This is a genomic window from Mangrovibacterium lignilyticum (genome assembly GCF_010882175.1).
Classification (GTDB): Bacteria; Bacteroidota; Bacteroidia; order Bacteroidales; family Prolixibacteraceae; genus Mangrovibacterium; species Mangrovibacterium lignilyticum.
The window spans coordinates 62,070-75,958 of record NZ_WKLH01000008.1 but is presented as its reverse complement, the minus strand read 5'-3'; the positions used below and the strand labels follow the sequence as shown (position 1 = coordinate 75,958).

The window sequence follows — 13,889 nt, the reverse complement described above, 5'->3', positions numbered from 1 at the left end:
ACACCAATTTCCCCCGCTTTTCTGCCGGAGCAATTTCGGCAATGTACATAGGCGAAATACCGGAAGCGATCCCGATCCCCAGTCCTCCGAGTAATCGGAAAAAAATAAATGGAGTTATTTGGTTTACAATACCTGTCCCAAGAGCTGAAGCCGTAAACAAAAATGCTGCTACAATCAGCGGATTCTTACGACCGAAATGATCGGCCAGATACCCTGAAACGGCAGCTCCAAACAAGCAGCCAATTAAAGCACTGCTCATAACCCAGCCCTGCATATTGGGACTATTAGCTATATCGAAGAAACGCTCATAAAAAGGCTTCGCACCACCGATCACCACCCAGTCATAGCCGAACAGCAATCCTCCCATAGCCGAAACCATCGTAATACCCAGAATAAACTGGTTGTTTAGTGTTGATTTTCTCACTGGTTCACTTTTTAAGTTATGGATCAAAAGTAGCTATTGACAACGTGACAACAAATGAACAATCTAATTTTAATATGGACTTTTTAACCCTATCTATTTTATAAACGTCATAATTTCAAGCACCAACAAACACAGTTAAAAATCAAATTATTAGTATATTTACAAACTACTATCCTATTTCTACAAAGCATCCATATTGACAATACATCACCTATCGGAATATGAAAAAGAAAGAAGGTTTCCCCGGACAATTGAGTTATATCATCCCTGATAAAATCCGGGAAATATCAAAACAGAACCCACTAACAGAAGATCTTTACCTAACAGACATTGGATATTATCCTAAAGCAAGTCATCACTTTCGAAACAGGGAAGCAGGAACGCAACAATATATTCTCATTTATAATGTTGACGGATATGGAAAAATTAAGGTAGGATCAATTGAACACACCATTCCGCCGGATCATTACTTCATAATCCAACCCAACCTTCCACATATCTATTATGCAGAAAAAAACACACCGTGGTCAATATACTGGATCCACTTCTCCGGACAAAAAGCAAAGTATCTCGCCAAAGAATTAAATAATCCGATTCCTGTCGAAAGAAGCAAAACTTCAAGGATTAACGATCGACTTTCCCTGTTCAACGAGATTTTTCAAAACCTCGATCGGGGGTACAGCACCGAATCTCTTGAATATGTAAATCTTTGTTTGAACCGCTTGCTGGCAACATTTAGTCACATCAGCCAATTTCGGTTGATCAATGAACAACACTCAAATGACCCAGTGGAGTTATCAATTAACTACATGCTTGAAAATATCGAGCTTCGTCTAAAACTAGTAGAGATCGCAAGCCAGGTCAACCTATCTCCTTCGTATTTTTCAAGACTATTTGTATCCCGAACAGGCTTCGCTCCTATCGAGTATTTTATCCAGCTGAAAATACAACGGTCCTGCCAGCTACTGAACAACCGGGAACTAACGATCCTTGACGTCGCTAAGCAGATTGGTATCGAAGATCAATTTTATTTCTCCCGTCTTTTTAAGAAAGTGATGAATATGCCTCCCCAGGTTTACAGAAATAGCAGGGTTATTCTCGATCGAAATAAGATGTAACTGAAAAATGCGTTGGCTGAAAGAATCAATGATATACTCAAACAGGAATTCTTGTTTTTATTGAGACCTGCAAAAACAATAGAGATTTAGAAATTTTTGTGAACCAATCAATAAAGATCTACAACCACCTAAGACCGCATTTGAGATTGAATATGCAAACACCTAATTTTGTACATGAAAAAACCGCTCAAGAAAACTTGAACGGTTTCACTTAATATCTTAAAAAAATGCCAACCTATTTTAAGACGACTCATATCAATATTTCAACTTTTCACATAAGCTCCAAACCATGCGAAAAATTGTTAGGACTAGCCCTTTTTAAAACCGATAGACAAAAGTTTACCGGTTAACTGCTCTTTATTCCTTATTATGTCATCAATTCGTTGTTTTCCCGTCGATTGTTTTTACAAAACGCATACGTACCACTCCTTCAAAACTATTCCCCTGAATAAAAATTGGCTCTTTCATGTAATTGCCAAGACCTAGTGTCGGGTAGTTCCACTGATTGTTAATCAGCATTTCGATATTATGATTATCATTTTGCGAAGACTGCATGCGAACAGCGTCAGTCATGGGTGAGAAAACCTGCAGTCCACAATTCTTGTTTTCGGCAAATGCAGTAGCTGTGCGAATGTATTCTTTCATGCCCCTGAAATTATTGGTATAGGGTTGTTCACCCGATGCGCGCCCCCCCATGTACGTTCCCTGATCTGATGTAAGCGTACCCCAATCATTTGGATCTGCGGGCATAGTTTTATATGCAGTACCTTTGGGAGCTCCGATATGATTTTCAGGATAAACAGACCACAATGCTTTCCTGTCCCATGAAAGACGATTAATATCGCTAGTTACTAAATATTTCACCCCAATTTCACTGAACCCTCCGTAGTACTGATTATTCCATGGTAAATCATGAAAAGGAAGGGGCTCGATTGTGAAATCAGAAACTGAATAGTTGGTTACTATCATTCCTTCGTTGTCGATTTGCAGGGTAAAAGCAGCTTTACAGCTAGCATAAATACCATCAAGTTTCACCACAGCCAAATTATTATCTATTGTGGCAGAAACCGAATTAGATTTCCATGCAGGAAGTGGTTCCTGAGTACCGCTGATATAAAGTTGCGGACCTCCTGTAATTATTGTTTTGTCATCATAATCTCCTGTAACAATTTGCCCTGTCTTTTTGCTAATTTCAATTTTGAACTTATTTCCGCTGATTATAAACGAACTTCCATTCTCATTCAGGACAGGAGCTTCGCCAGAAAAATCGGGCATTACAAACTGATCGGCGTCAATTGTGAGTGCAAACTCGTCAACCTGGAAGCCATCCTTGCGAACAAAAGCCATTTCCACTACATCCCCGCTTTTTGCCTCTTTTACCGGTAAGGTAATGACGCCATATTCGGACGGAGCAATGGACGGACACATAATCAAACCACTATTACCGCCGGTTTTCCACTGCAATTCAATTTCATTTAGGTCGGTATGGCTGAAACGGTTCTGCACCCTGAACGAAAGTTGACCGTCTTCCTGAAGGTCAAGATACTCATCTTCGATATGAACAGGACTGTATGCCTTACGAGTCAGCCATTCCTCAGGCGCATTGACCCTTGTTCCAAGTCCGGTGAAAACACCAAACTGGTCCCCGCCAAGCGATCCATCGGTATTGTACATGTAATCCCAGAAAAGCTTGATACTTTCACCCCAGAAGTTACGGATATTCGGATCTTTATTCGCCGCACCACCAGTAGGCGTATGGGCAAACTCATCTGCAATAACAGGCATCACTGGTTGTGGAACTCTTTTCTGAACCTGGCTTTCAGAATTAAAAACCGCCGACCCATATTCTGCTAACCGACCCGGTCCTTTCATCATATCAGGATAATGAAAACTATAGATGTCATATGGAAGTTCGGCATCTACCGGTATATCTTGCGCCCAACTGAACATATCAGGTCTTTGAGGATCCTCTGCTTTTATAAAGTTATGAACCTCTAGTGTTGTTGCTCCGGGATTGGATTCGTTACCGTGGCTCCAGATCACAACGCTCGGATGTGAGTAGTCGCGTTCGATCATGTCGGCCATGAGCTCGAGCCATTGCTGGGCTATTTCAGGATCGTCGGCTGTAGTGCCCCGGGTGAATGTTGCCGGAATCTCATCCAGCACATAGACACCAAACATATCGCATGAATCGAGAAAACCCTGAGTTGGCCAGTCCTTACGTATATGGTTGATATTCAAATCGCGCAACTGTTTGGCATCATTTCCTCCCCACATACCGCGAAATTTAACCTCCTGACCATTGATAAAAAGATTGCGGCCACGCAGTTCTACCTCTCTGAAGCCAATTTTACGCGATACTGTTTCAACCTTCTTCCCGTCGCTATAGAGCGACACTTCCATGGTGCAGAGTTCCGGATGCTCAGCATCCCATTTTACAGGATTTTTAACCGTAGGTTCAACGTAGAAATCCCCCATACTTTCCGGTATTGTGAATGTTGATGGAGAAACCTTCATTGTGTTCCCTTCAGGCGACTTAACCTCTACTTTTATCTCATTCACCTCTGCATCAGAGTGTTTGGAAATATTCATATATATTCGCAACCCCGCATTTTTATATTCACTGTCGAAGAAGACATCCTGATTTGCGCGTACGATATAATTCTGCGGCACTGCATAACAACTGACTCCGTATTGAATTCCCGTTATATAGATAGGTTCAAATGCTGCCCCATTGGTATAAGCCGCTAACCCATCACGGCGTTCATCGGTATAGACTCCTACAATAGCTTTACCATCTTCAATGTAGTCGGTTATATCGGCTGTCCATGCCGAGAAAGATCCCCAATGGTCCCGAACAAATTGTCCGTTTACATAAAGTTTGGCTGCATGAGCTACGCCTTCAAAACGTATTACTACACGCTGACCTTTATATGAATCAGGGAAAGTAAAGGAACGCTTAAAAAGTCGTGTCTGGTAAGTTGGTACTCGAACACCTCTGTTGGTTAACTGTTTTGTCATCGGTTCCCAGCCTTCATCAGTTGATAGTAAATCAACAATATTTCCCTGTGGCTCGTTGATCATCATCCAGCCATCGGAGGCATCAAAATATAGATTATCAACACCCTCAACAAATGAAGGAACAGGAATAATTTGTGAACGATTCCAGACCTGATTTTCAGGCATCGGTACAATTTCGGGTTTAAGGCATGAGGTCAACAACGTTAACATCAATACTGTGGCATAGGTTAAAAATTTCATTTTAGTAAAGGTTTGGTTTAAAAATAGCAAGTAAACGATAATCAGAATTTGTTATCGCCATGACTATCTGAGTCTCAAATCATTTACTGCATCAGACTCAGTTTTTCAAATACAAAACGGAACATTTCATCAAATTCACCAGACTCACACATATGGCTGTCAAATGGATAAATCTTGAATTCCTTTTTCGAGTGAATACTATTAAATGCAGAAAAGCCAACATGAGAAGGACAATCATCATCAAACAAAGCTGTCAAAAACAAGGTTTGACATCTTATTTTAGATGCAAGATTCCTCGCATCAACATAATCCTGCACGCGTAAAGCATCTTCATAATTACAATTGTCATACAACTTTACAAAGCTTTGTATTTCTTCCTGCCCGATTTTTCTAATACTAATTAAATCCCGCACATCACAAGGAAAAGGATCAAAAAAGGCACAGACATGAATCTTATCATTACACAAAGCCGCTGTTGCGAGAGCTAATCCTCCACCTTGACTTCCTCCCAGCACACCAATCCGAGTAGTATCAACCTCAGATCTACTTAACAAGAAATCTACAGCCCGGACACAATCAAGATAGGCAGAGCGGTATACATTTTCTTGTAAATTGCAAATCTGGTAGGCCCAAAGTGTCATATCATTCCATGGATTGAACTTGTCTGCACTGATGCCGTGACCTCTAACACAGAGTGCCATTTCAATAACATCTTCCTTTCGATTTTTAAAGCCCTTATGATAAGTAAAACCATTCCCATATCCCGGCAGATGCAATATTGCAGGATATTTCCCTGCGCCTTTGGGCACAAAATAATACGCTCGTATGGAAACATCTTTAACTGAACTCATTTCAGCAATGTATCCATCGCGAAAATCAGAACACAAACTGTCAACCTTTTGAAGCGTAAACTGTGGTTCAATCGAATTCAGCTCGTTCAAAGCCGTTGTCCAGTATTGATCTATATCGGCTGGAGCTTTGCTCCCGCATTCAATTGATTCCGGAGCAATCGTAAACCACGCTACATCTCCGGAGTAACATCCATTACTCAAGATTACAGTAGACTCATAAAATCCTGCAGGTAGGTTATATTGCTCTAATGCAAAGGTTTGTTGTTTTTTCCCTTTATCGACTCTTCGACTTTCAACAACCAAGGTGTCTCCAAAATCGTTGCGGACAACAAGATTCAAAATACCTTCATTCGACGATTCAACATCTGCTGTCAATTTTAATCTGCTTGCGTTCAATGAATAGCAGTGATTGCTTGAATCTAAAGTCAAATTTACTGAATCATTAGGGTGATTATATTTTTCAGCTATTTGACAAAAATTAGAACTCAGTCCACCGGTATAACCGAAATCTGAAACGCGGAACGAAATTCTATTTACCATACCAGACTTTAAGACAGAAGCCGGGATCTTAATCTTGTATTTTTCCCCCCTTGTCCACCCCGAACTATTAGAAGATGAGTCAATGCAGTATCCGTTAATAACAACTGAATCGATTCTGCAAAGCAGCGAAAACGATAATTGATATCCGGAATCTTTCTCATTAACTACAAAGTCGTTCGATATCGTACATTCCCCTGACATCCAAGAGTACCCTTGCCGCTCCCAAGAGAGCATTAAATTCACTTTAGCTTGTTCTCGATTTGCGTCTTTCTCCATTCTCCACAGCGGAGAAAGAAGATTTTGAGCAAAAGCATTATTCAACGTAAAAAGAAAACAAAATATCCCAATTGCTAAAAATGTCTTTGTCATAAACAATTGCCTAACCTCCTTGATCAGAAACAGATTTATTCTTACTTATTACCAATTAAATTAATTGCTTCGGATACTCCTTTTAAGAAGACGTCCGAAGCAACTATTATTAGCTGTATTTAATCAAATAATAATTCGACTTTCTCCACTACAATGCCTTTATTTTTCCTGCTATCGACATCATATAACTCATCTCGAAGAGAAATTTGAACAAGTCTTACTGTACCCCAATCCAATGGTTGTGATTTTGCATGCATTGACGTCGGGTACCAGTAGGAATTTACACCAGGCCAATCCTGGGGCAACATCACTGCTTTTGTAGAGCGGAGTTCGTTAACTGGTATGAGAATTTCTGAAACATTATCGGTTAAGTTGAATTCTGCACCATAACCACGTCCTTCTTTATCTACGATATTTAAGATTGCTTTATCTGTACCATCCAGTCCGAGTGCACGGATTCGAATAAATGTAGGTTGGCTATTGTAAATATCACGTAGGGGTATTTTACTTCCAACAAACTGTGAAAATGTAGCATCACAGGGATACCAAAATTTTTCATTTGCCTGCAAATCCGTTACTGTCATTTGATATGCCTGAAGAGAATTTTCTGTGGCAATTGTTTTAAAATGAACCTCCGGGCTCATGAAAGTACGAGTATACCGAATAAGAGACCAATCGTCTCTTGAGTCTAAAAGAGACAGCGGAGTTTTCTCCTGATTTACAGTCAGTTTATAAGTTTCTTGCTTGTAGTAATCCCACCTGCCCGGGGCACTATTTGTTTTAGCCGGAAACAGTATTGTATCATCTTTTGTGATAACTTCAAAATGATAGTTGTAATAACCTTTCCCTAGTTCGCCTGCTGCTATTTTTGCCCGGTAAGTAAACCCTGCTTCAGCTTCCATATCAACTTCTTTATACCCCCAAGGCTTTAACATCACAAATAGCTTGACCTTTTCAGGCACTTGATCCCCAAAAACTTCACAGTCGAATGTCATTTCTTTTCCGAAGTCAAATTCCGGCAACGTATGATTTACAACTTGCCACTCTCCCATCGGGCTTTGGTAGAATTCACTTTGAGGTAATTCAGCTTTCTGAATCAATTTTCCATCTTTAAAAGTATACCTCCCTGGAGAGACATTCAATTTGGTTGTCAACCCCGGCAGATGTATAGCCATATTTCGTTCTCGGTAAACTGATTTTCTAACTATTTTATATGGACTTACCATTTTGAAAGGGTCATCCAGCTCCATAATATCTGGATAAACTTCGAGTTCCCAAATATCGTCTTCTTGCTTATCTAAGAAATAAACTCCGGTACCGGAATAGATAACAACAGGAGAAGAACCAACCCCTGCAACATGCTTAAGACTATCTAAATTTTGAGGCTTGGAAAACGTTGTGTTGGAGTAGTAAAACTTATCTAAACTATTCAGTTCACTCAAATCTTCATCGTAATTTACCGAAAAGTCGCCAAAAGTATTATTCTCAGGATAGTATCCATATTGCTCACCTCGAGGAATCTGTCTCATCACTTCCGCAGCAATCATACTACTCACTGCCTTAGACGGTGTATAAACCAAATTGATGAAGTGCGATTGCCAACCAAGATTCATAGGAGCAGTTCGTAGCATATCATACGAAAAAAGAGTAGCAAACTGGATACCGCCTCTTCTGTACTCCCGAACCATAGCTGGAAGCATATAGCCTCCGCTCATATCAGAAGAATCAAACTCGTATACTATTTTCGGTTTATTCTCCAGACGTGGATCAAGCATCTCATCATAACGGTCAACCATCAGTAGCCCGTTCCCTTCATAACTCCGGTTCGAGTTTAATGCACAGGGATACCAGGCATATGTAGACCCTTCAATCTTTGATCGAGCAATCGCCGGTGCCATTCCAAAATTCTGACTTACATTGTAAAACGTGGGCTTTTTACATCCGGTACTTTTAATGGCATCGTGCAAGTTGTTAATGTATTTTATCGTTTGATCAATCGCATCTACATTTTGCGTTGGCTCATTAATTAGCTCAACAAAAAGTATTTTGGGCTCGTCTTTAATGCAACGCTCTGTATATGGGTTCCGGTAATTTAATAGTTGCTTCCAATAGTTCTCTTGTACTTGTATTGCCTTTTCATCCTTATAGAGACTGCCTTTAGGATAATATTTTGCAAACCCAGTATTTGTGGTGTCGGACATAGCATCAGGCCATTGAGAATTATAGGTCACAATAGGACTTAAAAGCATATAAATATCTCGCTTAGCTGCTTCTGCTATCAAAAAATTCAAGAGATCTAGATGATCGTTTTCAATCAAATTGCCATCAATATCTGAATTCTGATAGTCCCCCCAAAAGCACAAACGAAGAGCATCCCATCCCATTCTTTTAAAATGATCCAAGTCCTCCTTAATCATCTGCTTACGATCCCCGTTAACATATCCTGCTGCGCGATAGTCACAGGCAGAGGGCAAACAATAGTTTGCACCAAATAATGCAACTTCGCTTTTATCTTTTTCCCACCGAATTACACCAGAATTGTCAATATAAACCAATTCTTTAGCCGTAGAATTGATTCCAAATCCGAGCATGAGCAACAATAACAGTATTCGAACTTTCATAGCTAAACTTCTGATTACAGACTATTTAAGAGTAAAATCAATTTTATATTCCGGAATCAACTTCATACTTCTTACATTACATACCGGACCATTGGAAAAATCAGGGATTTTTTCCTTGTCAAGATCAATCAGAAATGAAGCATCACTCTTCATTGGTTTGAAATAGAAATACATCCCCTTGTCGCTTAAGTCATCAGCGTATGATTTTAATCCAATCTGCCAGTTTTTGCCATAATAGAAATGGTCGTTTATCATTTTTCCATCAATGAAAGCGAAAGCCACGTCACCCGTATAGTCAATATCTAGAATTATATCACTCAGATTTTCCGTGAATTCCTTTTTATTCATCTTGAATGTGTATCGCTGGTCATTCACTTTATTGTAATCACATGGAATATTTACCGAAGGAACCTCAACAGTATAAGTAGTAAACTCTCCCTCTTTTTTACTGGTCACACTATTTTCTGCAAAAACTGGTTTTATTTCTGAAGGTATTGTAACCGAAAATGTGTTAGACCTTGATTGCAACTGAATTTTTTCATTGTAATCCATCAGAACAGCATCAGTGAAGCAGATTGTATTATTGAGCTGATTTAAACCTAAAGCCTGTTGTCTTGTCAAGGTTGTAATTACAATTTCCTTACCATTTGAATCTGTTAGCGAGAACGAACCCGACAATCCTACAGTTGGAGTCACATGGATTTTACCCTGCTTTTCATTTTTCTTTCCAGATATTTTCTTCACTGTTGATTTATCAAAAACATATTCCGGGGTAAAGCCATCTATTGCGAAAAAGAAATAGTGCTTTTTACCGGCAATCTCCTCAATAGCCAATGGTTGGACTGTTGCATAGTTTAATTTGGCAGAGTTGACAGCCATATTAAAAGGAAGAATAACACTTTCATCCTTTTTCAATACAAAGGCAGGAAACTGAATTAATTCATCAGCCAATTGAATAGATAATCCTTGTACGCTCTGGTCCAGACGTTCATCATGATCCTGAAAATTATTCATGAAAACAAATCCCGCATCCCCATTCGATCGCACTGAATACCGCAGTGTTTCTTTATCATCTGGCGTTATTTCACTGTTTGTATCGGGTAAAAACAAACCCATTGGTGCTAATTTATCTCCAAAGTTCTCTGTAAATAAATGAATTAAACGTAGCAGGTAATAGGAATCAAAAGTTTTTCCATACTCTCCAAGTGGTGCCTGGTAGTCGTAAGAAATTTTGGGGATTCCCATGGGTTCGTCACTATAGAAAATTCCATCCTTCGTTTGCGGCGTAAGTCCTCCATGGTACATATAGTAACCAATACCATTTGCACCAGATCCTAAAGTTCTAACCATAAGTGCCTCGGCAGCCTCAGGTAAAACACTTGGACGTCGTTCGTATATAATTTGTGCTCCTACCCCCATTTCTGCGCAATATGCTGGGTATTTCTCTCCATCATAACGAACAGGTCCATAATCCGGGCTTAATTGGACATCTTTAAATAAGAAAAAGTCGGATTTTGATGGATCTGCCCAAAATGGGTACGGATATGCAGCTCCTACCGGAATCGTTTCATTTTCTAAAATTGCAGCCATCCCCCAGCCGGTAACCGTATACAGTGGTGCAATCATACCTTCATCTATAGCCATTTTCTTTAATGTGGCCAGGTGCTCACTCCCCAATTGTGCATAAGCTGTTTTTTTATCCTGAACACTGACACCGATTTTTGTAATATCTGCATCATAGCTGGCTACAGTCATTTCTTTTTCCTGTCCCGGATAGCTAATTGCCCATGGTGCTGCTGAGTGTTGCAGTTCGTTTTCCAATTGAATGCCTATTATTGTGCCTCCATCTTTGTAGTACAATCCTTTTAACTGTTCAGCAATATTGTGATATAAACGTTTTACATAAAAAAGGTATCCTTCATCGTTTGAGCGTACCTCGAATGGTCGACCATAGATCCAGTCTGGTATTCCTCCATTACGTATTTCACCATGACAGAACGGCCCTATTCGAACAAGAACATTCAAATTATGTTTCTTACATAATTCAAGAAAGTGACGTAAATCCCGATCACCTGACCAATCAAAAACACCTTCCTTCTCTTCATGGATACTCCAGAATACGTAGGTAGAAATAACATTAATACCTCCGGATTTCATTTTCAAGATTGCCTCTTCCCAATATTGATGTGGCAATCGGGAAAAGTGTACCTCTCCCATGATTGGAATATAGGGTTTTCCATCAACGGTCATGTAAAAGCTGTTAAAGCCAATGGTTTCACCAGACGGGTTTGATCCTCCCAGATTTAATTGGTCAGCATAGATTTTTTTCTCTTTAGCGGGAACAGTTAGTTTGTACACTTGCTGCGCCATTCCGGCACTAGTAAGTACACAAAGTACTATTAGACAAAAAAGTTTATTCATGGTTCTAAGTTTTATTGTTTCAATTTCTAATGTGTTTTCATGCGTGTCAATATCCTTTCTTTAACACGTTTAGTACCTGCTCAGATATAGTAGTCATTCCCTTTATAGTAGGGTGACCATTAAGCTTCTCAATGTCGTATAGCTCAATATAGTCGACACCATAATGATCACAAATGACTTTTGTAGATTCTGTTATTTCATCAAGCAGTTCTGTATTGATGATGAAATACAGTTTCACATTTGGATATCTCTCCTGTGCCGATTGCAATAGTTTTGCCAAAGCAGGACGATAAGTAAAAAGGTCAGAGCGCTTGAAATCACTGTATAGATACTCTCCGATACGTCCACCAGTCCAACTATCGTTAGTCGCACCGAAAATCAGTATAATGTCGGGATTTCCGAGCCTGGTCACACGCGTTATAAACGATCGATCTGCATAGTCCTCATCATTATATCCATAGTAAGAAATAGTTGCGCCACTATACGAATCATTCACTCCAAGCTTATAGCCGCCATCTTTAATAGTTTTCCACCACCAGGTTTGCTTCACATCTATAACATCAGTCCGATCTAAACTAGAACTGGAATACCATGTGGCATACTCCTCCGGGATATACCCGCGGAAGGTAGAATACGAGTCGCCCAAAATGGAAATAGTTTGTTTGACTTCAAAAGCAGTCTGGGCGCTGGCACCAAGCGACGCCAACACCCCGACTACTATTATTACGAATACCTTTCTCATCGTCAATTATTCATTATCAGTATCCAGAGTTCTGCTTAATCTGACTCTTGCTCTCGTCTATAAATGTCTGAGGAATCCAAAAACGGTTATGACTTTCATCTACTGTAAAGTAGTTCTTACCGGAAGCATTAGCTTCGGCAATGCGTTGATTTGCGTATTCAACGTATTTACCAAAACGAATTAGATCCTGACGGCGAAGTCCTTCGAGCCAGAACTCATGTCCACGCTCAATAAGAAGTGCGTCCATGAAAGCATCCGTTGAAGCTACCTGCTCCGCAGAAAGCTCTGCTAGCCCAGCACGATTGCGCACACGGTTGACAAGCTGGATGGCCTCCGTAGAAACAGCTCCTGTATTACGAACGATACATTCAGCCAATGTTAGAAGTACGTCGCTATAGCGATAAACTACCACATCAATGCCACTATTTGCACCTGTCATTTCAGGATCTTTACCGTACTTCAACGGCAGAGCGCCATAAGACAACTGTGTGCTGTTGGTGCTTGTCATCAACTCACCTTTGTTGTTGGTATAACTAGCCGCAATGAGCGCTCGACGGGCATCGTCTGCCTCAAAGCTATCATAAAAATTCCAGGGCATCACGTATCCGCCCCATCCCTGGCTCTTCTCTGTCCAAGGCATGTCTGAGGGTAGTACCGAGGCGGTAAGGTAATTGGTGGTCCAGTTGGCGCTGCTGTTGCAAGGCACTTGCAGAATAATCTCGTTGTTGCCGATACCCGCTTTAGAAAAAACGTTAGCATAGTCCGGCTGCAAACTATATACACTTCCCTCCATTTCTTGAAGTTCCCGGGCGAGTTCCTCCGCACCGGAGAAGTTGCTGCGAATCAGGTAATACTTCATGAGTATCATCATGGCGGCACCCTGTGTCATGCGTCCGCGGGCGCTTGCCACAACCGGCAGATCAGCAATGGCTGCGCGAAGATCGGTCTCCATCATCAGGTCATATTCCTCGTCAGTAAGGCGGGGTAGATAAACGAATGTTTCCGGGTCATCCAACACCTCATCGCTTGCCACGGGCACTGGCCCAAACATGTCATACAGGTACAATCCTATCCAGCCGCGCAATGCGTGAGCTTCAGCAGCATAGAGCGTCTTTGCCGACTCCGGTGCAATAGACTCCTCGATCCGCCGGATGGTGTTACGAGCCTTAGAAAGGAACTGATAGTGAGCGAATGCATTATAAGCTTGACTTTGCGTAGTGCCGGAAATAGTGGAAAACCACTGCTGGAAATGCAGTTCGTCCCATCCCCACCCCCAGCAGCTCCAGAGACAGTCGGTAGTCATATCACTAACTACCTGATACCCGTTTTGATCAGAACCAAATATAGCTTCGCCATTCCATGTGCCGGTGGTAAACTCGTAGTACAGGGAATTCACGGCCAGTTTCAGATCGTTTTCCGACTGCGGAAAGTTGTCCGGCGAGATCTCGGTGTAGTCCTCACGCTCCAATGTGCATGATGCCATGGCCACTATAGCCAACAGCCCTATTATGATTTTTTTCAATATCTTCATTTTATATCCTC

Annotated in this window: 8 protein-coding genes and 1 pseudogene; 2 read left to right on the top strand and 7 right to left on the bottom strand. The window is 40.8% G+C overall.

Annotated elements, in window-relative coordinates; translation table 11 throughout:
* Positions 1-424: MFS transporter (locus tag GJV22_RS21860; RefSeq protein ID WP_205462007.1), on the bottom strand; the 424-nt coding region annotated here is incomplete at its 3' end.
* Positions 425-645: 221 nt separating this feature from the next.
* Between GJV22_RS21860 and GJV22_RS21855 the strand changes: the two genes are divergently transcribed.
* Both GJV22_RS21855 and GJV22_RS22265 read left to right on the top strand, forming a co-directional pair.
* Entirely contained in the window at positions 646-1,542 is an 897-nt protein-coding gene (locus GJV22_RS21855; protein WP_163718714.1) for an AraC family transcriptional regulator, read from the top strand.
* Positions 1,543-1,545: 3 nt separating this feature from the next.
* Positions 1,546-1,757 (top strand): annotated as a pseudogene (locus GJV22_RS22265) (integrase core domain-containing protein); the annotation flags it as partial.
* 160 nt (positions 1,758-1,917) lie between these two features.
* Here GJV22_RS22265 and GJV22_RS21850 read toward each other — a convergent pair.
* The 6 genes from GJV22_RS21850 to GJV22_RS21825 form a co-directional block, all read right to left on the bottom strand.
* The gene (locus GJV22_RS21850; RefSeq protein ID WP_163718712.1) at positions 1,918-4,803 is read right to left on the bottom strand and encodes a glycoside hydrolase family 2 protein; all 2,886 of its coding nucleotides are present in this window, start codon (positions 4,801-4,803) and stop codon (positions 1,918-1,920) included.
* A gap of 83 nt (positions 4,804-4,886) precedes the next feature.
* On the bottom strand, positions 4,887-6,563 hold the full coding sequence (locus GJV22_RS21845; protein ID WP_163718710.1) for an acetylxylan esterase: 1,677 nt from the start codon (positions 6,561-6,563) through the stop codon (positions 4,887-4,889).
* 119 nt (positions 6,564-6,682) lie between these two features.
* Positions 6,683-9,184 (bottom strand): cellulase family glycosylhydrolase, encoded by a 2,502-nt coding sequence (locus GJV22_RS21840; RefSeq protein ID WP_163718708.1) that lies wholly within the window; start codon positions 9,182-9,184, stop codon positions 6,683-6,685.
* A gap of 21 nt (positions 9,185-9,205) precedes the next feature.
* Complete coding sequence (locus GJV22_RS21835) at positions 9,206-11,605, bottom strand: beta-galactosidase (protein ID WP_205462006.1); 2,400 nt, start codon at positions 11,603-11,605, stop codon at positions 9,206-9,208.
* Positions 11,606-11,651: 46 nt separating this feature from the next.
* A complete protein-coding gene (locus GJV22_RS21830; RefSeq protein WP_163718706.1) occupies positions 11,652-12,347 on the bottom strand; it encodes an SGNH/GDSL hydrolase family protein in 696 nt (231 codons plus the stop codon).
* Positions 12,348-12,363: 16 nt separating this feature from the next.
* Positions 12,364-13,878 (bottom strand): RagB/SusD family nutrient uptake outer membrane protein, encoded by a 1,515-nt coding sequence (locus GJV22_RS21825; RefSeq protein WP_163718704.1) that lies wholly within the window; start codon positions 13,876-13,878, stop codon positions 12,364-12,366.
* Positions 13,879-13,889 lie beyond the last annotated feature (11 nt).

What these genes read in the sequence shown, in the direction of transcription:
- GJV22_RS21845 (WP_163718710.1), bottom strand. Translation starts at nt 6,563, where the DNA reads ATGACAAAGACATTTTTAGCAATTGGGATATTTTGTTTTCTTTTTACG.
- GJV22_RS21840 (WP_163718708.1), bottom strand. Translation starts at nt 9,184, where the DNA reads ATGAAAGTTCGAATACTGTTATTGTTGCTCATGCTCGGATTTGGAATC.
- GJV22_RS21855 (WP_163718714.1), top strand. Translation starts at nt 646, where the DNA reads ATGAAAAAGAAAGAAGGTTTCCCCGGACAATTGAGTTATATCATCCCT.
- GJV22_RS21825 (WP_163718704.1), bottom strand. Translation starts at nt 13,878, where the DNA reads ATGAAGATATTGAAAAAAATCATAATAGGGCTGTTGGCTATAGTGGCC.
- GJV22_RS21850 (WP_163718712.1), bottom strand. Translation starts at nt 4,803, where the DNA reads ATGAAATTTTTAACCTATGCCACAGTATTGATGTTAACGTTGTTGACC.
- GJV22_RS21830 (WP_163718706.1), bottom strand. Translation starts at nt 12,347, where the DNA reads ATGAGAAAGGTATTCGTAATAATAGTAGTCGGGGTGTTGGCGTCGCTT.
- GJV22_RS21835 (WP_205462006.1), bottom strand. Translation starts at nt 11,605, where the DNA reads ATGAATAAACTTTTTTGTCTAATAGTACTTTGTGTACTTACTAGTGCC.